General features: G+C 65.4%; 22 protein-coding genes. 6 read left to right on the top strand and 16 right to left on the bottom strand.

Features of this window, described 5'->3' with window-relative positions:
- Position 1: 1 nt before the first annotated feature.
- The 4 genes from ACE3T8_RS05255 to ACE3T8_RS05240 are packed head-to-tail and all read right to left on the bottom strand — an operon-like array spanning position 2 to position 2,413.
- Entirely contained in the window at positions 2–529 is a 528-nt protein-coding gene (locus ACE3T8_RS05255; RefSeq protein WP_374607393.1) for a PilX N-terminal domain-containing pilus assembly protein, read from the bottom strand.
- Positions 526–1,389, bottom strand: coding sequence for a hypothetical protein (locus tag ACE3T8_RS05250; RefSeq protein ID WP_374607392.1), 864 nt, complete (start codon positions 1,387–1,389; stop codon positions 526–528). Before ACE3T8_RS05250 ends, ACE3T8_RS05255 begins: the two co-directional genes overlap by 4 nt.
- The gene (locus ACE3T8_RS05245) at positions 1,386–1,871 is read right to left on the bottom strand and encodes a type IV pilus modification protein PilV (protein WP_374607391.1); all 486 of its coding nucleotides are present in this window, start codon (positions 1,869–1,871) and stop codon (positions 1,386–1,388) included. The genes ACE3T8_RS05250 and ACE3T8_RS05245 overlap by 4 nt, the downstream gene beginning before the upstream one ends.
- Positions 1,868–2,413, bottom strand: a complete 546-nt coding sequence (locus ACE3T8_RS05240) for a GspH/FimT family pseudopilin (RefSeq protein ID WP_374607410.1) — start codon at positions 2,411–2,413, stop codon at positions 1,868–1,870. The genes ACE3T8_RS05245 and ACE3T8_RS05240 overlap by 4 nt, the downstream gene beginning before the upstream one ends.
- 184 nt (positions 2,414–2,597) lie before the next feature.
- Between ACE3T8_RS05240 and ACE3T8_RS05235 the strand changes: the two genes are divergently transcribed.
- Positions 2,598–3,590, top strand: coding sequence for a sensor histidine kinase (locus ACE3T8_RS05235; protein ID WP_374607389.1), 993 nt, complete (start codon positions 2,598–2,600; stop codon positions 3,588–3,590).
- Between the two features lie 6 nt (positions 3,591–3,596).
- Here ACE3T8_RS05235 and ppnN read toward each other — a convergent pair whose 3' ends face one another.
- The 5 genes from ppnN to grxD form a co-directional block, all read right to left on the bottom strand.
- The gene (gene ppnN, locus ACE3T8_RS05230) at positions 3,597–4,991 is read right to left on the bottom strand and encodes a nucleotide 5'-monophosphate nucleosidase PpnN (RefSeq protein WP_374607408.1); all 1,395 of its coding nucleotides are present in this window, start codon (positions 4,989–4,991) and stop codon (positions 3,597–3,599) included.
- 122 nt (positions 4,992–5,113) lie between these two features.
- On the bottom strand, positions 5,114–8,548 hold the full coding sequence (locus tag ACE3T8_RS05225; protein ID WP_374607388.1) for a carboxypeptidase regulatory-like domain-containing protein: 3,435 nt from the start codon (positions 8,546–8,548) through the stop codon (positions 5,114–5,116).
- A gap of 217 nt (positions 8,549–8,765) precedes the next feature.
- A complete protein-coding gene (locus ACE3T8_RS05220) occupies positions 8,766–9,359 on the bottom strand; it encodes a MarC family protein (RefSeq protein ID WP_374607387.1) in 594 nt (197 codons plus the stop codon).
- Between the two features lie 10 nt (positions 9,360–9,369).
- Positions 9,370–10,092: an SDR family NAD(P)-dependent oxidoreductase gene (locus tag ACE3T8_RS05215; RefSeq protein WP_374607386.1), complete on the bottom strand. Its 723-nt coding sequence runs from the start codon at positions 10,090–10,092 to the stop codon at positions 9,370–9,372.
- On the bottom strand, positions 10,089–10,409 hold the full coding sequence (grxD, locus tag ACE3T8_RS05210; protein WP_374607384.1) for a Grx4 family monothiol glutaredoxin: 321 nt from the start codon (positions 10,407–10,409) through the stop codon (positions 10,089–10,091). Before grxD ends, ACE3T8_RS05215 begins: the two co-directional genes overlap by 4 nt.
- Positions 10,410–10,555: 146 nt before the next feature.
- Here grxD and sodB point away from each other — a divergent pair, with 146 nt between their 5' ends.
- Together sodB and ACE3T8_RS05200 are read left to right on the top strand one after the other, a co-directional pair.
- Complete coding sequence (gene sodB, locus ACE3T8_RS05205; RefSeq protein WP_374607382.1) at positions 10,556–11,134, top strand: superoxide dismutase [Fe]; 579 nt, start codon at positions 10,556–10,558, stop codon at positions 11,132–11,134.
- A gap of 172 nt (positions 11,135–11,306) precedes the next feature.
- Positions 11,307–11,735 carry a hypothetical protein gene (locus ACE3T8_RS05200; protein WP_374607381.1) on the top strand — a complete coding sequence of 143 codons (429 nt, stop codon included), beginning with the start codon at positions 11,307–11,309 and terminating at the stop codon, positions 11,733–11,735.
- Between the two features lie 69 nt (positions 11,736–11,804).
- Here ACE3T8_RS05200 and ACE3T8_RS05195 read toward each other — a convergent pair whose 3' ends face one another.
- Positions 11,805–12,947 (bottom strand): 5-(carboxyamino)imidazole ribonucleotide synthase, encoded by a 1,143-nt coding sequence (locus tag ACE3T8_RS05195; RefSeq protein WP_374607379.1) that lies wholly within the window; start codon positions 12,945–12,947, stop codon positions 11,805–11,807.
- Between the two features lie 13 nt (positions 12,948–12,960).
- A complete protein-coding gene (gene purE, locus ACE3T8_RS05190) occupies positions 12,961–13,479 on the bottom strand; it encodes a 5-(carboxyamino)imidazole ribonucleotide mutase (RefSeq protein WP_374607378.1) in 519 nt (172 codons plus the stop codon).
- Between the two features lie 83 nt (positions 13,480–13,562).
- On the opposite strand from purE, the gene ACE3T8_RS05185 reads away from it, so the two are divergent.
- Both ACE3T8_RS05185 and nadC read left to right on the top strand, forming a co-directional pair.
- The gene (locus ACE3T8_RS05185) at positions 13,563–13,832 is read left to right on the top strand and encodes a Trm112 family protein (protein WP_374607376.1); all 270 of its coding nucleotides are present in this window, start codon (positions 13,563–13,565) and stop codon (positions 13,830–13,832) included.
- On the top strand, positions 13,829–14,707 hold the full coding sequence (gene nadC / locus ACE3T8_RS05180; RefSeq protein ID WP_374607374.1) for a carboxylating nicotinate-nucleotide diphosphorylase: 879 nt from the start codon (positions 13,829–13,831) through the stop codon (positions 14,705–14,707). The genes ACE3T8_RS05185 and nadC overlap by 4 nt, the downstream gene beginning before the upstream one ends.
- A 4-nt stretch (positions 14,708–14,711) precedes the next feature.
- On the opposite strand, the gene ACE3T8_RS05175 is transcribed toward nadC, so the two are convergent.
- Complete coding sequence (locus ACE3T8_RS05175) at positions 14,712–15,476, bottom strand: FHA domain-containing protein (RefSeq protein WP_374607372.1); 765 nt, start codon at positions 15,474–15,476, stop codon at positions 14,712–14,714.
- Positions 15,477–15,536: 60 nt separating this feature from the next.
- Between ACE3T8_RS05175 and ACE3T8_RS05170 the strand changes: the two genes are divergently transcribed.
- Positions 15,537–15,875 (top strand): DUF3301 domain-containing protein, encoded by a 339-nt coding sequence (locus ACE3T8_RS05170; RefSeq protein WP_374607371.1) that lies wholly within the window; start codon positions 15,537–15,539, stop codon positions 15,873–15,875.
- A gap of 199 nt (positions 15,876–16,074) precedes the next feature.
- Here the strand turns inward: ACE3T8_RS05170 and ACE3T8_RS05165 are convergent, their stop codons facing one another.
- The 4 genes from ACE3T8_RS05165 to ACE3T8_RS05150 all read right to left on the bottom strand — a co-directional run bounded on the left by ACE3T8_RS05165 (position 16,075) and on the right by ACE3T8_RS05150 (position 19,348).
- Positions 16,075–16,548: a ClpXP protease specificity-enhancing factor gene (locus tag ACE3T8_RS05165; RefSeq protein ID WP_374607369.1), complete on the bottom strand. Its 474-nt coding sequence runs from the start codon at positions 16,546–16,548 to the stop codon at positions 16,075–16,077.
- 12 nt (positions 16,549–16,560) lie between these two features.
- Positions 16,561–17,196, bottom strand: a complete 636-nt coding sequence (locus ACE3T8_RS05160) for a glutathione S-transferase N-terminal domain-containing protein (protein ID WP_187553977.1) — start codon at positions 17,194–17,196, stop codon at positions 16,561–16,563.
- 114 nt (positions 17,197–17,310) lie between these two features.
- Entirely contained in the window at positions 17,311–18,072 is a 762-nt protein-coding gene (locus ACE3T8_RS05155) for a cytochrome c1 (RefSeq protein WP_374607367.1), read from the bottom strand.
- Complete coding sequence (locus tag ACE3T8_RS05150; RefSeq protein ID WP_374607366.1) at positions 18,065–19,348, bottom strand: cytochrome bc complex cytochrome b subunit; 1,284 nt, start codon at positions 19,346–19,348, stop codon at positions 18,065–18,067. Before ACE3T8_RS05150 ends, ACE3T8_RS05155 begins: the two co-directional genes overlap by 8 nt.
- Between the last annotated feature and the right edge of the window lie 2 nt (positions 19,349–19,350).

The raw sequence follows: 19,350 nt of genomic DNA, 5'->3' as shown, positions 1-19,350 counted from the left end.
TTTAAGCCCCAGGAACCGGGATTCGGCTGACGATGACGGATTGCAGCATGACGTCTGCCCTACCACTGGATTGGCTGCGCGCTGTGATTCTGAACATGGGGCTGCGGCAATCCAGTGAAGGCGGCACGGTGTCACAGCTGCCTTTGTAGCCTGGCCCAAGGCCGAGATACTCGATCCAGTACTCGGAGTTGGTCGTGACACTACCGGTTGTAATTGCGGGGGCTGGACTCCACACCGCTAGCGAACCTGCAGGACAGATGCTCATCCCCGCAACGCAGTCAGCCGCGGTCGGAATCCTCGTGTCCCAAGCCGCCGCAGTCGCACCCAGCACCTGATTCTGAGCGAACCGGAGCGCAGATTCCGCCGCCTGCATGGCCAAGCTTCGATCCCGCATGTTGGCGCTCATTCTTTCTTGCATGGCGGAGCTGCGGATAATCGCAACGCCCAATATCGACATCACAATCAAGAGAATAAGCACGACCAGCAGCGAGAAGCCGCGCTGCGGCCTGGACCCGAGATACAGACTCATAAGGCGCGACTCCGAAGGCTGATCACGTTCGATGTAGTACGGGTCAACGCGTTACCGTCCACGTCCCGACCCGCCAATACCAGGTTGATGCGAACGGCGGCCACGTTGTTCCAGCTGGCGGGTGCATTGGTATAGGTGTTACCACCGGACTCCAGGTAAGTGACCGCCATGTCTTGCACACCATCTGCCACTTCTTCACCAGCCCCGCCCAGCCGCGACACGAAGAGGGAATTACCCCCACGGGCATTCGGCGCAACGAACCAACGATTGCTGCGCAGTCGCGCCACGCTCACTGCGGCCGGCGGGGAGAAGTCGGGATTGGCCGGGTCATAGCCATCCGGCAATGACGCGAAACTGAGCGTGGTGGCGCTAACGGCACTCGCCTGCACGACAAACGTCTTGTGCATGTTGCACAAGATCAACCAATCATCTTTCTTGAATGCGTCTCGGGCATCGGCAATCTGGGCAGGATCCAAAGTGACCGAACTCGACGTGGATCCTGTCACGCGATACGCAGTGTCATCGCCCGATGAAACGGTCAGTTGCGAGCCGTCCCCGGACACCGGCGTGTCGCGGAACAAGGCAGTTTTCGGTTCGCTGCCCGGTACAGACTCGACAAAAGACTGGTTCGAGCATGCACTTCCGCCCGCTGCACGCAAATCGCGGGACAACAACTCGAACACCACCCGCGCGCTCTCCTGGATGCGGTTCAAGCCTTCGTTAGCCCGAAATGTTGATTGGTTGGACTGGAACACAGCAAATGCCGCGCCGATGACCAGCAGGCCGAGCACAAGTGCGATCATCAACTCGATCAGGCCGAAACCACCGACCCCTACCTTCCCCCGCGCAGCCTGGTTCATATGCGTGTCTCCGTCACCATCTGGCGGGTTGCGTCGTCACCTGCGCGCTGGTCATCCCATTGCACGACGATTCGATACACATCGCCACCTGCAGCAGTGATCTGTGCGCATGTTGTATTGCCGCCACCCATCGTGGCTTGCAGTGAGGTAATCCAATCACGGATATCGTTCTGCGCCAGCGTGCCACCCGCTGGCACCGTGCATTGCATGGCCGGCATGTTGTACGCGGCCACGGCTGGTCGGTTGGCCCGCATCGCCTCGATGATCGACGTCGCCTGCATCACCGCCTGACTGCTCTCCAAGGAGCCTTGCCCCCCTCGTAACGCCACCGATTGCATCGCGGCAATGCCCAGCAATCCGATACTCAGGACCAGGACTGAAATTAGTACTTCGAGCAATCCCACGCCCCGCATCGATGCGGAAGAGGCCAAGTGCCTGCCGCGCGAGCGCGCGGGGCGATTCATTTGGAACGACGACTTCATGGACATGCTCCGCCCCCGTCCACCGAGGTGGTCGTCACCACTCCGCTGATCATGATGGTCAGCACACGTTGGTTGTCCGAGGGCTCGGTGGTTGGAATGCAGGCAGTGACGGTCTGCTGGGTATCGATTAAACCCGAAGGCAGGAAACGGATACCAGCTGCCGGTCCAGATAGGAGAACGGGACTCGATGCTGTTTCGTTTCGCACAACCCGATCAGCCGCAACGTTCTTGCTGAGGTCCAGGATCGCCCAGCTTGCCCAGGTAGCGCTGGATTGGCACGCGGTGGTGGGCGTCGCCGAACCATCCGTCGCGCAAACCCTCACCGCTGAATTTCTCCGTACCGCTTCCGATCGCGCCACTTGCATCGCGGCAGCCAACTGCTCCCCGGCGCCCCTCAGCCGGCTAGCATTAATCAGCTGTTGCATGGCGGGAAGGGCGATGACCGCGATGATACCGATGATGGACACGGTGACCATCAGCTCGATCATCGTGAAACCATGATGCCGACTAGGCTTCCGAGATATGACATGACGTGGTGACATGACTTCCCCGCTTTTTTCCATTGCAGACCTTAGCTGCGTGGGGTTGGCAAAGGCCACTCATCCCCGATGGGCGGCCCATTTGCCGGCACGAGCGGATGATCCGGCGCGTATCCTGCGCAGTCCCTCTGCCGGCTGAAGACAGGATCGTCCGTTGCCAGTACCGCCAGCCCAGCCGCTTGATGCCTTGTTCCGGCCTCCCGCCCTGATCGCGGCGGTTCTCGCCGGTGAGGCTTTGGCCTTCATCCTCGCCTTGGCTCCGGGACAGTCAAGCGGGCGGCTGGTCGCCTTTGGATTGGCCTCCCTGGGCATCCAATGGGTCGCGTTGGGCACGCTGTGTGCGCTCTTCCTGCTGCGCCGGGCTTTGTCCAGAACCCCCGCCATGTGGCTTGCCTGGGTCTGTTTGGGGCTATTGCTGGCGATTACCTTGCTAATCGCATCCGCAGCCTGGAGCCTGCTGGGCATGGAGATGGACCTGGGGGTGGGCAGGACATCGTTCGTGCTGCGAATGCTTGCTCTTTCTTTCGTGGTGGGCCTGCTGGCCCTGCTGATCTACCAGAACTACTGGCGCGCCCGGCAGCTCGCGGTACGCACCAAGCAACTGGAACTGGAATCCCTGCGCGCGCGCATCCGTCCGCATTTCCTGTTCAACACGCTCAATACCAGCGCAGCGCTGGTGCATGCCCGACCGGACGAAGCGGAGCGTGTGTTGCTGGACCTGGCCGACCTGTTCCGGGCCGCGTTGCGCGGCCCCGAACTGATTCCCCTGGCCAAGGAAGTGGAGCTGACCCGTCGCTATCTGGAAATCGAATCGCTGCGCTTCGGACCAAGATTGCGCGTGAACTGGTCACTGCCAGAGGTGCTGCCGGATGCCACCATCCCTGCCCTTTCGCTGCAGCCGCTGGCGGAAAACGCCATCCGGCACGGCATCGAGCGCCTGCCCGGTGGCGGCGACATCGGCATCCAGCTCGCGCGCGCCGATGGCTGGATCCGCATCCAGGTCGACAACGACATGCCTGCGGATGGCAGCCGCGCCTCCGAAGGTCACCGCATCGGCCTCAATTCCGCGCGCGAACGGGTCCGTGCACTCAGCGGCGGACGCGGCGATGTCGAAACGCGCATGGTCGACGGCAGGCACGTGGCAGTGTTGCGGATGCCGGACGAGCCCGCCGCCCAGTGATGCCCGTCAGGTGACCACGCGGTAACAGGGCTTGTAGTCGCCGGCGATCTTCATCCGCCGCTGCTCGACGAACGCGCGCAGCAGCGCGTCGAGTGCCTGCATGATGTCCGGGTCGCCATGGATCTCGAATGGTCCGTAGGCCTCGATGCGGCGCAACCCGTCTTCCTTGACGTTGCCGGCGACGATGCCGGAGAACGCACGGCGCAGGTCGGCCGCCAGTTCGTGCGGCTTGCGGCCGTGGTGCAGGTCGAGCGCAGCCATGGCCTCGTGGGTAGGTGCGAACGGCTGCTGGAAGGCCAACGGCACGTGCATCGCCCAGTTGAAGAAGAACGAGTCCTTCTGCGCCACGCGCTGCTCGCGCACCTTGCGGATCCCGGAGGCCATGTGCTGCGCGACAGTGGCCGGGTCGGCGACCACGATTTCGTAGAGCTCGGCGGCGGCGTCGCCCAGGGTCAGGCGGATGAACCTGTCGATCTGTTCGAAGTACGGCGCTGCACCGGTCGGCCCGGTCAGGATCAGCGGGAAGCGACGGCCCGCGTTTTCCTCGCGCAGCAGGATGCCGAGCAGGTACAGGATCTCTTCTGCAGTGCCCACGCCACCCGGGAACACGATGATGCCGTGGGCCATGCGGACGAAGGCCTCGAGGCGCTTCTCGATGTCCGGCATGATCACCAGGTGGTTGACGATCGGGTTCGGCGATTCCGCCGCGATGATCCCCGGCTCGGTGATGCCGATGTAGCGGGTGCGGCGGCGACGCTGCTTGGCATGGGCGATGGTGGCGCCCTTCATCGGCCCCTTCATCGCGCCCGGGCCACAGCCGGTGCAGATGTCCAGGCCGCGCAGGCCCAGCTCGTAGCCGACCTGCTTGGTGTAGACGTATTCCTCGCGGCCGATCGAGTGGCCGCCCCAGCAGACCACCAGGTTCGGATCGGCGGGATGCAGCACGCGCGCATTGCGCAGCAGGCGGAACACGGCATCGGTGATGCCGGCGGTGGTCTCCAGGTCGGCCTGGAACTCCGGGCCCAGCTCGATCGCGGTGTAGGCCAGGTCGCGGACCACCGCGAACAGCAATTCGGCCACGCCGCGGATGATCTGGCCATCGACGAAGGCCATCGCTGGGGCGTTGCGCAGGTCGATGCGCATGCCCCGATCCTGCTGGTGCACCTGGATGTCGAAGTCGGGATACAGCTCCTGCGCGGCGCGCGGATCATCGGACGCGCTGCCGCTGGTCAGCACCGCCAGCGCGCAGCGGCGCAGCAGGTCGTGCATGCCGCCGGAGGCGTCGCGCAGGCGCGCCACCTCCTCGCGGGAGAGGATGTCGAGGCCGCCCTTCGGGTAGATCTGTGCATCGACCGTGGGGAGGGTGGAAACGGGGATTTGTACGGCCGCGCCCTGCGGCATCTGGGTGATGTCATTCATAGACCGGGCACTTTAGCGCAGCGCGCGTGGCATGGCGCACCTGCCGGCTAGAAACGAAAACGGCCGGGTTGCCCCGGCCGTTTCGGTGTCGCATGTTGCGTGGATCAGAAGATGTACTTGACCGTCAACAACGCCTGCCAGCGCGAAATCACACGGAAGGGGTTGGTGTAGGTGTCGTAGGTGCCGAACTCCTGGCGAGTCGGCGCTGTCGGAGTACCCAGGTCGTACACGTACTTGCAGTCGGTCGGGCAGGTGCCAACCACGTCGGCAACATTGACGAGGCGACGGGTGGCGAAGAAGCCCAGACCTTCCTGGACGCCCCAATCCTTGTTGAGCAGATTGGCGAAGTTGTACACGTCCATGCGGATGACGAACTTGTCGCCGTTGAAGAAGCCCGGCAACTCCTGCTGCACGCCCAGGTCGAGCTGGTTCACCCACGGCTGGCGGGAAGAGCCGCGCTCGGCGATCTGGCCGCGGCGGGACGTCAGGTAGGCATCGTTGCCGATGAAGGCGTGGAACGCACCAATCTCTCCAGCAGAAGCGGGGTTTCCGACGAGGGTGGTGGTGTTGCCGACCGTGGTGGACGTGTAGCCCGAGATATACGTCACTCGCGGATCATTTGCCAGAGGGATGTAGGCGAGATCCACGCTAGTTGCGACTGCATCGCCATTAACGTCGGATCCGCCGAACACCCAGCTGTACGGCTGCCCGCTGCGGCCGTTGTAGAACAGGGACACGGTGGTCTTGTTGTCTCCGAAGAACGCGCGCTCCCAGGTCAGCGAGGTCTTCACCGAAAGCGGGATGTCGTAGCGTGACGGGGCTTCGACGATCTCGTTCGGGTTGGTGCGCGCGACGTAGTTGTAGTTCGAGTACGCCTGCGAGCTGGTGCCCGGGTTGACTTCGGTGCTGCGGGTCTGGGTGATGCTGAAGTTGCCGCTGAAGCCGTTCGACATCGCCTTGCTCAGGGAGAACGTCAGCGAATCGGAGCCGCCCTTGTCGGTGTTGGTCAGCAGGGTGGAGCGGTAGAAGATCTCCGGGTAGGAGCCGTTATTGCTCCCGCTGCCGACACATGGTGAGACAGTGGTCCTGCCCGAGGAGGTTGAGCTGCAGTTCCCGTTAGGGTACGTCCGCCAGTACGAAAGCCGACCATCCGGCAGGACACCGTTCGGCGTTCCCACGTTCGGCAGGATGTACGCAATCGCGTCCTTGTGCTTGATCTTCTGGTACTCCACGGTACCGGTGAGGCCCCACGGCAGTTCGGCATCGAAGCCCAGGCTGAACTTCCACGCGGTCGGCAGCTTGAAGTCAGGATCGAGCACGTCGATCTGGCAGTTCGCGCCGCGTACGCAGACGCCGGCCGGAAGCGCGGAGGACTGCACGCCAGGCTGGTTGTACGGGTCGGCACTGAACGGGTCGGCGACCGGATTGGTGCTGGTGTACTGCTTGGACGAGACCGCGCCGTTGTTGGTGTACGGATTGGTCAGCCACACGTAGGGCGGCACGCTCTGGAACAGGCCCAGACCACCGCGCAGCTGCATCTGGCGGTCGCTGTTGAAGCTGTAGTTGAACGCAACGCGCGGCTCGATCACCTTGTTCTTGGAGCTGAGGGTGGTGTCGGACGGATAGCCGAAGTAATGCTCCCACACGCCGGGCTGGATCGGATTGGCCGGGTTGTACTGGCCATTCGGCAGGGTCTGCCCGGCCAGCTGGTAACCCGCCACCGGCGGCGAACGGTCTGCCTTCGGGATGTTCACGCGCACACCGAACATCAGCGACAGGTTGTCGGTGGCCTGCCAGGTGTCCTGCAGGAACGGGCTGAGCTGGGTGTACTTCCAGGTGCCAGCGAAGGTCGCCAGGTCAACGCCATTGGGGATCACGTTCTTGACGAACGTGCCGTAGTTCTTGGCCAGGATTTCGTCGACCGGGGTGCCGTTGCCATTCTTGTCGTAGAAGCCATAGGAACCATTCAGCAGCTGGCCGAACGCATTGCCGACTTCATTGCTGATGAAATCGAGGCCGCCCTTCACGACGTGGTCGCCGGCGTACCAAGTGCCCGAGAGGGTGCCGGTGAAACGCTTGCTATCGATCGTGTTGTAGTGGCGGAAACGATCTTCACCCGCGATCACCCACGGCACGCTGGAAGAGATCTGGGTGGGATTGTTGGGGCACACGGTGGCGCTGAAGCAGGCGTAGACCTCGGGCTGGTTCTTCGCCGCGCCATTCACGGCACCGAACTCCTGGTAGCCGATCTTCAACTCGGTGCTGAAGTTCTCGGTCCAGTCGCTGAACAACTGCATCGAGTAGTTGTCGGTCTTGCTCGCCGAGTTGTACCAGTTGCTTGGCAGGATGACGCTGTAGTCGCGGGCGTACGAGCTATACGGCTGCGGCCTCTCCTCCTTGGTACGCTGGTAGGTGAAGCTGGCGCGATGGTTGTCGCTGATGTTCCAGTCGAGCTTGGCAACGGTGCGGGTATTCTCCAAGCCCGCCGCGGTATCGGTGCCCGGGTCGATGCCGATGGTGCTGAACGCATCGGCGACCGCGTCCACCTGCGTCTGGGTGAGCTTGCCCGAGCTGACGGCGTCGGTGCCGACGCCTGCCAGGCCGCTGACTTCCTGCTTCTCATGCGACAGGAAGAAGAACAGCTTGTCCTTGAGGATCGGGCCGCCGAAGGTGGCGCCGAGCGTCTCGTTCTTGTCGAAACCGGTGTATTCGTTGCCGTTGAATTCGCCCACCATGCTGCTGGCGTTACTGAACGCGTAATACACCGAGCCGTGGAACTCGTTGGTGCCCGACTTGGTGACCGCGTTGATGTTGGCGCCGACGGAATCGGAAGACACGTCGTAGTCACTAATCTTGATGTCGTAGGCCGAGATGGAATCCGGGGAGATGGGCGAGCCGGTGAAGGCCAAGCCGCCGGCCTGGAGGCCAAAGGGATCGGTGACCGACAGGCCGTCGACGCTGATGTTGTTGTAGCGATTGTTCTGGCCCGAAACCGAGATCGAGCCTTCGCTCTGCTCGGTGATGTTGACGCGCGGATCCAGGCGGGCGATATCGTCGATCGACCGGTTGCCGCTGACCGCGGTTTCCAGTGCACGACCGCCGATGTTGGTGCCGACGCCCTTGTTCTCCGAACCGAAAACATAGGATCCGGCGGTGCCGACGGCGACGACTGTGCCAAGGGTGGCGACGTCGTTGTTCAGCTGGCCGTTGACGGTGCCGACCTGGTTCAGTGCCAGAAACACGTTTTCTTCGGTATCGCTACCGGCGCCCGCCTTGTTGATGGTAATCGTGTACGGGCCGCCCACGCGCAGGCCGCGCGCGGAGTAGCGGCCGGCCGCATCGGTGGTGGCACGGCTGACCGTGCCCGACTCGACGTGGGTGATGGTGACTTCGGCGCCCGCGACCGGCTGGCCGTCGGCACCGACCACCTGGCCGCCAACGCCGGCGGACGTGCTCTGCGCGAATACAGGAGCCGCGGCGAGCGCGACCATCAGGCCCAGCGACAGCTTCGAAAGCCGGACGCGGTTCGGGTGAGTCATATCAGTAACCTCAGTGAGCGAAAAAGAATTGGGAACGACGGACGAAGGACGGCACATGCCGACGCGTCCGTCTGGCGACGGTTGTCGGCGAATTCGGAACCCCTGCACCATGCGAAGCCGGATGGGTTCACCAAAGTTTAACACGGTAGGCGGAATTCATGACCGCCAGATGACAGCCGTGGGACGCCCGGCAAAACCCGTAAGTGGCCGCCCCTGTTCAGATTCCGGCGCCCAGATAGGTCGAGATCCCGTCCATCAGCATCTGCACCGAAATGGCCACGATGACCATGCCCATCAGTCGCTCGATCGCGGTCAACACCCGCGTCCCCAGCCACTTCTTCAGATACGTGGCGGAGAACAGGATCACCGCCGTCGCCGCCCAGGCGATGGTCAGCGCCAGCATCCAGTCACCCATGCGGCCAGGTTCCTGGCTGCCGAGCAGCATGACCGCCGCCATCCCGGAAGGCCCGGCGATCATCGGGATGGCGATCGGCACGATGAAGGGCTCGCCGTCGGGCAACTCCCCCATGATCCCGTCCGCCGGCGGGAAGATCATCCGCAGGCCAATCAGGAACAGGACGATGCCCCCTGCGATGGACACAGACTCCTGGCGCAGGTGCATGACGTCCAGGGCGTACTGGCCGCCCCACAGGAACAGCATCAGCACGCCTAGCGCGATCAGCAGCTCGCGGGCCAGCATCCTGCGCTGGCGTGCCGGCGGCAGGTCCTTGAGCAAGCCCAGGAACACCGGGATGTTGCCCAGCGGATCCAGGATCAGGAACAGCAGCAGCGCGGCCGAGGCGATGGTCATGCGTGCGTGGTCAGGCGGCGTCGACGATCCGGCCGCGCGCAGCCGAACCGATGGACGACAGCAGGTCGACGCAGGCCGCGGCGTAGTCGGTCGGGGCGCGAGCCTCCGCATCGGCATTCGGCTGATAGGCCTTGCCGCGCAGCGCGGTGCGCATCGGCCCGGGTCGCAAGCCGCTGATGCGCGGCCCGTGTTCGCCCAGTTCGGCCTGCAGCATGGACACCAGGCTGGCCTGTGCCGACTGGGCCAGGCCATAGCCGCCCCAGAATGCGCCGTCGGTGCGCAGCGGATCATCCAGCGCGAACACCACTGCACCGGCATCGGCCTTCGCCAGCAGCGGCAGACACGCCTGGGTCAGCCACCAGCGCGCAGTCAGGTCGACATGGATGGCGCGGGCGAAGTCGGCTGGATCGGTGTGCAGCAGCGGGGTCAGCCCCTTGAACTCGGCGGCACAATGCAGGATCCCGTCGAGGCGGCCAAGCTCGGCCTCGATGCGCTGCGCCAGTTCGGCGTAGTCGTCCGGCGTGGCCCCGACCAGGTCGAGTGGGTAGAGCAGCGGCTCGGGGCCGACGGCGTTCGCCGCGTCGTAGACGCGATTGAGCGGCGCGACCTTGCGCCCCAGCAGCACCACGGTCGCGCCGGCTTGCGCGCAGGCCACGGACGCGGCCGAGCCGAGGCCGCCGGCCGCGCCAGCCACCAGGATCACGCGCCCCTGGAGCGAGGAACCGTTGCTCACGCCTTGTGCGCGTCCGCGACGATGCGGGCGAGCTCGCCGGATTCGGACAGCTCGACGGTGATGTCGCAACCGCCGATCAATTCGCCGCCGATGAACAACTGCGGGAAGGTCGGCCAGTCGGAGTAGCGCGGCAGGTTGGCACGGATCTCCGGCTCCTCCAGCACGTTGACGGTGTGCAACTGGCCGGCACCGGCGGCCTTCAGCGCCTGTACCGCGCGACTGGAAAACCCGCACATCGGGAACTGCGGCGTGCCCTTCATGAAGAGCACGATGGGGTGGCCTTCGATCTCGGCCCGGATGCGGTCTTCGACGGACATGGTGCAACTCCTGCAGCGTTCGCCCGCCGCGGCTTGACGGCCTGGCCACGGGCGGTGGGGATAGAATGCGTGTTCAGCGACTCGCACATTGTAAGTCTTCGCGCGGCCCCGGCCGCACCCCCGCCACTTCCGACAGGAGCCCGCCCATGGCCATCGAACTGCCAGCCCTGCCCTACGACCGCACCGCGCTGGAACCGCACATTTCCGGCGAAACCATCGACTTCCACTACGGCAAGCACCACAAGACCTACGTCGACAACCTCAACAAGATGATCGAGGGCACCGAGTTCGCCGACATGCCGCTGGAGGAGATCATCCGCAAGTCGCAGGGCGGGATGTTCAACAACGCCGCACAGATCTGGAACCACACCTTCTACTGGAACTGCCTGAAGCCGGCCGGCGGCGGTGAGCCCACCGGAAAGCTGGCCGATGCGATCAACGCCGCGTTCGGCGACTTCGCCAGGTTCAAGGAACAGTTCACCGATACCTCGATCAAGACCTTCGGCTCCGGCTGGGGCTGGCTGGTGCAGCGCAAGGACGGTTCGCTGGCGCTGGCCAGCACGTCGAACGCCGCGACTCCGCTGACCGGCGAGGACACCCCGCTGCTCACTTGCGACGTGTGGGAACACGCCTACTACATCGATTACCGCAATGCCCGCCCGAAGTACCTGGACGCGTTCTGGAACCTGGTGAACTGGGACTTCGTTGCCAGCAACATGAAGTAAGCCATTTCAAGGCAGCGCATTGCATGACGGCCGGGGAAACCCGGCCGTTTTGCGTTACCAGGCCACGGGAATTTCCTGTGCGCGACATGAACATGGCGGTCACCGTCGTCAACGATGCACATGCTGATGCCTTTCCGGAGACGTGGTTCCCATCCCGAAAAGGAGTTCCGACATGAGCATGCGCCACTGGATGACCGCCAGCCTGTTCGCCCTCGCCCTCGGTGCCGCGACGACGGCCGATGCCGCGCAACGCCGCGACCGCGACCACAACCCGCCCGGCCCGGCCGGCGGACGCGGCACCAACTGGGAAAACCCGCCCGGGTGGAAGGGCGGCCCCGGCGCCTCGCCGGATCGCCGCTGGTACCGGCATGGCGGAAAGCGTTACGAATTCCAGGTCGCGCGGGACGGTTACTACTTCAGCCGCGACTACGGCTACTGGCATCCGAGCCACGGGTTGTGGAACCAGGCGCGACGTTGCTGGCTGGATCTCGACAACAACCCGCCGGGCCCGCGCGGTGGTCGCGGCACCAATTGGGAAAACCCACCGGGCTGGAAAGGTGGTCCTGGCGCCTCGCCGAACCGCTACGGCCGTTGCCGCTGAAGCGCAGTATCGGAACACGACAACGGCCAGATCTCCGGCCGTTGTCTTCTTCACCCAATCCCGTTTGCGCTATCCGCGCAAGCGCGCGATCACCGGCGCAACCTGCGCATCGCGACCCAGCACAGCGCCGACGCGCTGCAATGCATCGGCGAGTTCCACGACGCTCTCCGCGCGCAGCGTGGCATGCCCGACCTTGCGCCCGGTGCGCGGCTGCTTGCCGTAGTCGTGCCAGTGACCGCTGGCCTCGCGCAGGACCGGCGCGGCATCCGGCATCGCGCCGATCCAGTTGAGCATGCAGGCCACGCCGAGCATCCGCGTATCGCCCAGGGGCAGGCCGAGCACCGCGCGCAAGTGGTTCTGGAACTGCGACGTCTCGCTGCCTTCGATGGTCCAGTGGCCGGAGTTGTGCACACGCGGCGCCAGTTCGTTCGCGAGCAATTCGCCGTCGCGGCAGAACAGCTCCAGCGCGAACACGCCCACGTAGTCCAGCGCATCCGCAAGCTTGCGCGCATGCGACAACGCCGTCGCCTGCATCGCAGCATCGACCGCTGCCGGTGCCAGGCTCGCCGAGAGCACGCCATCGACATGCCAGTTCTCGGTCAGCGGCCAGGCGCGGAATTCGCCGTCCTGGCCGCGCACGGCGACCACGCTCAATTCGCGCTGGAAGGCGACGAAACCCTCCAGGATCAGGCCGACCGTGCCGGCTTGCGCGCCCAGCGCATCCCATGCGGCATCGACATCCGCCGGCGACTTGATCCGGAACTGGCCCTTGCCGTCGTAGCCCAGGCGACGCGTCTTGAGGATGCAGGGCGTGCCCAGCGTTACCACGGCCGCATCGAGCGCGGCCCGCGAATCGATGTCCGCGAAGTCCGGCACCGGGATGCCGAGCTCGCGGAACAGGGTTTTCTCGGCGAGGCGATCCTGCGCCACCGCCAACGCACGAGGGCTGGGGAACACCGGCACGCGACCGGCCAGCCATTGCGCGGATTCCGCGGGCACGTTCTCGAAATCGAAGGTGGCCACATCGATCTTCGACGCGAATTCGGCCAGCGCGGCTTCGTCGGTGTAGTCGCCGACCACCATCGGCGCGAACTGGCCGGCGCAGGCGTCGGCGGCGGTATCGAGGACCAGGAAGCGCAAGCCCAGCGGCGCGGCGGACAGCGCCATCATCCGCGCCAATTGCCCGCCGCCGAGGATGCCGACCGTCTTCATCGCTGCGCGCGCCTTACTTGCGTGGATCGTCGTTGCGGGCGACGTCGTCGGTCTGCTGCGCGCGGAACGCTTCCAGCGCATCGCCGACCACCGGATATTCCGATGCCAGCATCGCCGCCGCGAACAGCGCCGCGTTGGCCGCGCCGGCATTGCCGATGGCGAATGTCGCCACCGGGATGCCTGCGGGCATCTGCACGATCGACAGCAGCGAGTCCATGCCGTTGAGCGCCTTGCTCTGCACCGGCACGCCCAGCACCGGCACCGCGGTCTTGGCGGCCAGCATGCCCGGCAGGTGCGCCGCCCCGCCGGCGCCGGCGATGATCGCGCGCAGGCCGCGCGACTTCGCGCTGGCGGCGTAGTCGAACAGCACGTCGGGCGTGCGATGCGCCGAGACCACGCGCACTTCGTGCGCCACGCCGAGCGCTTCCAGCCGCAGTGCCGCGTGCTGCATCGTCTCCCAGTCGGAGCGCGAGCCCATCACGATGCCGACGAGTGGCTTGCCTTGATCGGGTGCGTCCGCAGTGCCTGTCATCGCGATGCCTGCGCCGTGGCGCCTGATCCAAACCGGTATTCTAGCGATCCCACCCGTCATCGGCGCGCGTCGCCCGGAACCGCATGGACCGCAAGCTGCTCGACATCCTGGCCTGCCCCGCCACCCGCATGCCCCTGGCCATGCTGGAAGCCTCGGGCCTGGAAGCACTCAATCGCGCGATCGCCAACGGCGGCGTGCACCTCAACGATGAGAGCGTGCAGGCATCCCCGCTGCGCGAGGCGCTGGTGACCCGCGACCGCAAGACGGTCTACCGCATCGACGACGGCATCCCGGTCCTGCTGGCCGAGGAAGGCATCGCCACCGCGCAGGTCGCCGATTTCCCCAAGGCATGAACGCCGGCAACCGCTTCGCCCCGCCGCCTGCCGATGTCATCGCGGCCAATGTCGGAGCGGCGCTGGCCGAAGACATCGGCCCCGGCGATGCCACTGCGTCGCTGCTGGAAGACGCTGCAGACAGCGCGTACCTCTTGTGCAAGGAAGACTGCGTGGTCGCCGGACGGCCCTGGTTCGACGCCGTGCACCGCGCCCTGGATCGCGACGTGCGCATCGACTGGCGTTGCCAGGAGGGCGACCACGTTGCCAAGGGCACCGTCATCGCGATCCTGCAAGGCCACAATCGCGCGCTGGTGAGCGCCGAACGCGCCTCGCTCAATTTCCTGCAGACGCTGAGCGGCACCGCCACCACCACCGCCCACCATGTCGATGCCGTGCGCGGCACCGGCACGAAGATCCTCGACACCCGCAAGACCATCCCCGGCCTGCGCCTGGCGCAGAAATACGCAGTGCGCGTCGGTGGCGGCAGCAACCATCGGATCGCCCTTTACGACGCGGTGATGCTGAAGGAAAACCACATCCGCGCGTTCGGCTCGGTGGCCGCGGCCATCGCCCGCGCGCGCGCGCTGCACCCGGAACTGCCGCTGATCGTCGAGGTGGAAACCGTGGCGCAATTGCGCGACGCACTCGACACCGGCTGCACCCGCATCCTCATCGACGATTTCGACGCCGACACGCGCCGCGAAGCGGTGCGCATCGCCAAGGGTGCGCCCTACGCGGGGCGGATCCCGCTGGAAGTCTCCGGCGGCGTCGACATGACCACGCTGCGCGGCATCGCCGAAGACGGCGTGGACTGCATCTCGATCGGTGGACTGACCAAGCATGTCCACGCGATCGACTTCTCGCTGAAGCTGGGCCCACCACCGGGCGGTTGATCCGCTACAGGATCAACCAGGCCGCCAACGCCGCGCCCGCGGCAAGCGCCGCCAGCAGCCATGGCCAACGCGTGTTGCCCGCCCGCCTGGAACGCTTCGGGACAATCGCCGGTTGCCCGGGCACCAGCAACTGGAAGCGTTCCTTGTCGAAGCTGATCTCGTCGCCGTGCGCGGCACTGGCGCGGGTGATCCGCTTGCCGTTGATCCAGGTGCCATTGGCGGAACCCAGGTCTTCGACCAGCACTTCATTGCCGGCGGGCGTCAGGCGGGCGTGTTGACGGGAAATGCTGTCGAGCGGAATCCGCAGGCCGGCATCTTCCGCGCGCCCGATCGTCAAGCTGGCCTGCAAGGGGACGCTGCGGCCGAACATGCTGCCCGACACGGCGCGCAGGGCGAACTTCGGGATGACCGGGCGCACCATCGTGGCGTTGAGTTCGCCGCGTTCGACGCTGCCGTGGCTGGCGGCCGCGCGTGGCAACTCGTCGACGGCATCGACCAAGCGGATCTTCACGTCGGCAATCCGCAGCACGTCGTCGCCGCGCAGTGCGATCACGCCGTCCACCGGGCGGTCATTGACCAGCACGCGTGCCCCCGGGATGACCCGCAGCCTCACCCCGTGCGCACCGACCAGCAGCTCGCAGTGGAGGGGTTCGATCCCATCGTTGCCCAGCGGGACATCGGCCTCGAGCGCCGAGCCGATGCTGGAACTGCCCTCGGGCAGCGGAAATTGCGGATGTTCACCGCCCTGGAATACCAGCTTCATTGCCATTTGCGCGCGTTCCCCCTGTCCATGCTTGCGCTGAGGTCGCGGCACCACCACATTGGGCGAATGCCGACCTTGCTGATTTTAATGATTGTGGGCGTCATCGCCTTCTTCACGTTCTCCGCGGCGCGCGCGGCGGCGGAACGCGCCGCCATCATCGGCCGCGATGCCTGCCAGGCCGCGGGCGTGCAATGGCTGGACCAGTCGATGCACGCGACCGGGATGCGCCTGCGCCGCAAGGACGATGGCTGGCTCGGCCTGGAGCGCAGCTTCCGCTTCGACTATTCCGAGGATGGCCAGGACCGGCACATCGGCCGGATCGTCCTGCTCGGCGACAAGCTGGTCGGCTTCAGCGGCCCCAGCCGCGCCGCGCAGGCGGTGGTGCGGAGCTTCGCGGTCGATTGATCACAGGGGGCAACCCTCTGTGGTTGCATCAGGTAACCCGTCGTTGCGTAGGGGCAACCCCCCGTGGTTGCCCGCTCTTCCGACCAGAGCAGGGCAGGCACAGGGGCCTGCCCCTACGAAACCATCCCGACCGGGCAGGCACAGGGGCCTGCCCCTACGAATCCTCTTGATTGGGCAGGCATGCGGGCCTGCCCCTGCGTCATTTCACGATGCGCAGGTGTCCACCGCGCTTGGGCGGTTCCGGTGGCGTGTCCGGTGCATCGGGCGCGTCGCCGGGTGACGGGACGTCATCGGCCTGCTCGACCACCTCAGGCTCGCTCGACTGCGAAGCGGCCGGGCGCGGCTCGTCCGGCATCGCCATGCCCTGGCCGGTTTCGCGCGAATAGATGGCGATCACTGCATCGAGCGGCACCATCACGGCCTGGCTGACCCCGGCAAAGCGCGCGGTAAAGCGGATCGCGTCGTTGCCCAGTTCGAGCTTGGCCACCGCGCGTTCGGCGATGTTGAGCACGATCCGTCCGTCCTTTACCGCATGCGCCGGCACGCGCACGCCGGGCATGCGCGCATCCACCAGCACGTGCGGGGTCATGCCGTTGTCGGCGATCCACTCGTACAGCGCACGCAACAGGTACGGGCGCTGGCTGGACATCGCGGGCGGGGCGGGATCGCCCATCTCAATTCACCGTCACAACGGGAGATCGCGCAGGGCCTTTTCCTGCTCGGTCAGGCTGCGCAGGAAGCCGGGGTTGCGGAAGATCCGGTTGCCGTAGTCCTCGATCGCCTTGCCGTCCTTCGGCAACGGGATCCCCAACGACTGCAGGCGCCAGATGATCGGGGCCATCGCGCAATCGGCCAGGCTCATTTCCTGGTTGAGGAAGAACTTGCTGGCCTTGAACAATGGCACCGAAGCGGTCAGCAGTTCCTTCAGGCGCTTGCGTGCGGCCTCGACCTGCTGCTTGTTGCCCATCCGGATCGCCTGCACCTGCGGCACCCAGTCGTGCTCGATCCGCAGCATGGCCAGGCGCAGGCGCGCGCGCGAGAGCGGGTCGACCGGCATCAGCGGCGGATGCGGATAGCGCTCGTCCAGGTATTCGCTGACCACGCTGGCCGCGTACAGCACCAGGTCGCGCTCGACCAGGGTCGGCACCGAGTGGTACGGATTGAGGTCGATCAGGTCTTCCGGCGGGTTCTGCGGATCGACCGACACGAAGTCGTAGGTGACGCCCTTCGCCGCCAGCACCAGGCGGACGCGGTGGCAGAGGACATCGTCGACCGAGGAGAACAAGGTCAGGGCGTTACGCATCCGCGGACTCACAGCCATCATCAGGACCACTCCTGCTCCCGGCCACGCCGGTCGCACCTGCGCCGCCCGCACGATGCGGCCGGCCGCAAAGCGTACTTCTCTACCCTGTTCGTCGCGCCCGCCGCCGTCGTGTCAGTGGACGTCCTGCCAGTATTCGTTCTTCAGCAACCAGGCGAGGAACGCCAGGAACACCAGGAACAGGATCACCCACACGCCGAGGCTCTCGCGCTTCAACGCGGCGGGCTCGCCGGCGTACTCCAGGAACGCGGTGATGTCGCGCACGCTCTGGTCGAACTGCTGCGCATCCTGCGAGCCGGCCTGGCTGATGGTGAAGCCCTCGACCGGCATCTCGCCCGTCGCGGTCTTCTTGCCGTACACCGGCTGCTGCAGGCCCTGCAGTTCCCACAGCGGGTTCGGCATCGAGGCGTTGGCGAACAACTTGTTGTTCCAGCCGACCGGACGCGACTCGTCCAGGTAGAACGACTTCAGGTAGGTGTAGATCCAGTCGCTGCCGCGCACGCGCGAGATCACGCTCAGGTCCGGCGGTGCCTTGCCGAACGCGGCCACGCCCATCGCCGCGGTCATCGGCGAAATCACGTGGTCGCCGATCTTGCCGCCGTTGAAGTTCAGGTTGGCCTGGACGTCTTCCTCGGACAGGCCGAGGTCTTCGCCGATGCGGGCATAGCGCAGGTACTTCAGCGAATGGCAGCCGCTGCAGTAGTTCATGTACAGCCCGGCACCGCGCTGCAGCGAGGCCTTGTCGTTCAGGTCGGTACCGGCCTGCTGCACGTTGCCACCGCCGGCGGCGAGCGCCACCGCCGACAGCAGGAGACCGGCGGCGAACACCGCCAGGCGGGAGGCAAGCGCCCGCGTCTTGGAAAGCATGTTAGTCATGCATCGTCACCCGTTCCGGCACCGGCTTGGTCTTGTCGAGCTTCGTCCACACCGGCATGGTGATGAAGAAGGCGAAGTAGAGGAAGGTCAGCACGCGGCCGATGATGGTTTCGGTCGGATCCGTGCCCGGACCCGCGCCGATCTTGCCCAGCCACAGGAAGCTGACCGCGAACATCAGCAGCATCCCCCAGCTCAGCCAGCCGCGGTAGCGGTAGGACTTCACCGGCGACTTGTCGAGCCACGGCACCAGGAAGAGCACGGCGATCGCGCCGAACATCACCAGCACGCCCCACAGCTTGATGCCGAAGAACGAGGGCACCACGCGCAACATCGCGTAATACGGCGTGTAGTACCACACCGGCTTGATGTGGGCCGGAGTCACCAGGGCGTTTGCCTCGGTGAAGTTGTCGTGCTCCAGGAACCAGCCGCCGAACGCGGGCGCGAAGAAGATGATAAACGCCGCGATGACCAGGAAGCAGCAGACGTAGAACGTGTCCTTCACCGTGAAGTACGGGTGGAACGGCACGCCGTCGGCGGGCGCGGTCGGCGACCAGCGGTTGCCCTTCGGGCCCTTCTTGATCTCGATGCCGTCCGGGTTGTTGGACCCCACCTCATGCAGCGCGAAGATGTGCAGCACCACCAGCAGCAACAGCACCAGCGGCAGCGCGATCACGTGCAGGGCGAAGAAGCGGTTGAGGGTGGCGTCGCCCGGGTTGTAGTCGCCCATGATCCATTCGGTCAGGCCGGTGCCGATCACCGGGAACGCGCCGAACAGCGAGATGATCACCTTGGCGCCCCAGTAGGACATCTGGCCCCACGGCAGCACGTAGCCGAGGAAGGCTTCGGCCATCAGCACCAGGTAGATCAGCATGCCCAGCAGCCAGACGAGTTCGCGCGGCTTCTTGTACGAGCCGTACATCAGGCCGCGGAACATGTGCAGGTAGACCACCACGAAGAACAGCGACGCGCCGGTGCTGTGCATGTAGCGGATCAGCCAGCCCCACTCCACGTCGCGCATGATGTATTCGACCGAGGCGAAGGCCTCCGCCGCGCTCGGCTTGAAGTGCATCGTCAGGAAGATGCCGGTGACGATCTGGTTGACCAGCACCACGCTGGCCAGGATCCCGAAGATGTACCAGATGTTGAAGTTCTTCGGCGCGTAGTACTCCGACATGTGCTTGCGGTAGAACGGCATCATGCCGGGCGCGCGCTGGTTGACCCAGTCCATCACGCCGTTGGCGGCGGTGGTCGCGGTGCGGGTAAGGATGTTCGCCATGG

The organism is Thermomonas sp. (assembly GCF_041919455.1).
Classification (GTDB): domain Bacteria; phylum Pseudomonadota; class Gammaproteobacteria; order Xanthomonadales; family Xanthomonadaceae; genus Thermomonas.
Note: the sequence above shows the minus strand (reverse complement) of the source record. Positions and strands in the feature narration are given on the sequence as shown.

What these genes read in the sequence shown, in the direction of transcription:
- ACE3T8_RS05255 (WP_374607393.1), bottom strand. Translation starts at nt 529, where the DNA reads ATGAGTCTGTATCTCGGGTCCAGGCCGCAGCGCGGCTTCTCGCTGCTG.
- ACE3T8_RS05250 (WP_374607392.1), bottom strand. Translation starts at nt 1,389, where the DNA reads ATGAACCAGGCTGCGCGGGGGAAGGTAGGGGTCGGTGGTTTCGGCCTG.
- ACE3T8_RS05245 (WP_374607391.1), bottom strand. Translation starts at nt 1,871, where the DNA reads ATGAAGTCGTCGTTCCAAATGAATCGCCCCGCGCGCTCGCGCGGCAGG.
- ACE3T8_RS05240 (WP_374607410.1), bottom strand. Translation starts at nt 2,413, where the DNA reads ATGTCACCACGTCATGTCATATCTCGGAAGCCTAGTCGGCATCATGGT.
- ppnN (WP_374607408.1), bottom strand. Translation starts at nt 4,991, where the DNA reads ATGCCGCAGGGCGCGGCCGTACAAATCCCCGTTTCCACCCTCCCCACG.
- ACE3T8_RS05225 (WP_374607388.1), bottom strand. Translation starts at nt 8,548, where the DNA reads ATGACTCACCCGAACCGCGTCCGGCTTTCGAAGCTGTCGCTGGGCCTG.
- ACE3T8_RS05220 (WP_374607387.1), bottom strand. Translation starts at nt 9,359, where the DNA reads ATGACCATCGCCTCGGCCGCGCTGCTGCTGTTCCTGATCCTGGATCCG.
- grxD (WP_374607384.1), bottom strand. Translation starts at nt 10,409, where the DNA reads ATGTCCGTCGAAGACCGCATCCGGGCCGAGATCGAAGGCCACCCCATC.
- sodB (WP_374607382.1), top strand. Translation starts at nt 10,556, where the DNA reads ATGGCCATCGAACTGCCAGCCCTGCCCTACGACCGCACCGCGCTGGAA.
- ACE3T8_RS05200 (WP_374607381.1), top strand. Translation starts at nt 11,307, where the DNA reads ATGAGCATGCGCCACTGGATGACCGCCAGCCTGTTCGCCCTCGCCCTC.
- ACE3T8_RS05195 (WP_374607379.1), bottom strand. Translation starts at nt 12,947, where the DNA reads ATGAAGACGGTCGGCATCCTCGGCGGCGGGCAATTGGCGCGGATGATG.
- purE (WP_374607378.1), bottom strand. Translation starts at nt 13,479, where the DNA reads ATGACAGGCACTGCGGACGCACCCGATCAAGGCAAGCCACTCGTCGGC.
- ACE3T8_RS05185 (WP_374607376.1), top strand. Translation starts at nt 13,563, where the DNA reads ATGGACCGCAAGCTGCTCGACATCCTGGCCTGCCCCGCCACCCGCATG.
- nadC (WP_374607374.1), top strand. Translation starts at nt 13,829, where the DNA reads ATGAACGCCGGCAACCGCTTCGCCCCGCCGCCTGCCGATGTCATCGCG.
- ACE3T8_RS05175 (WP_374607372.1), bottom strand. Translation starts at nt 15,476, where the DNA reads ATGGCAATGAAGCTGGTATTCCAGGGCGGTGAACATCCGCAATTTCCG.
- ACE3T8_RS05170 (WP_374607371.1), top strand. Translation starts at nt 15,537, where the DNA reads ATGCCGACCTTGCTGATTTTAATGATTGTGGGCGTCATCGCCTTCTTC.
- ACE3T8_RS05165 (WP_374607369.1), bottom strand. Translation starts at nt 16,548, where the DNA reads ATGGGCGATCCCGCCCCGCCCGCGATGTCCAGCCAGCGCCCGTACCTG.
- ACE3T8_RS05160 (WP_187553977.1), bottom strand. Translation starts at nt 17,196, where the DNA reads ATGGCTGTGAGTCCGCGGATGCGTAACGCCCTGACCTTGTTCTCCTCG.
- ACE3T8_RS05155 (WP_374607367.1), bottom strand. Translation starts at nt 18,072, where the DNA reads ATGACTAACATGCTTTCCAAGACGCGGGCGCTTGCCTCCCGCCTGGCG.
- ACE3T8_RS05150 (WP_374607366.1), bottom strand. Translation starts at nt 19,348, where the DNA reads ATGGCGAACATCCTTACCCGCACCGCGACCACCGCCGCCAACGGCGTG.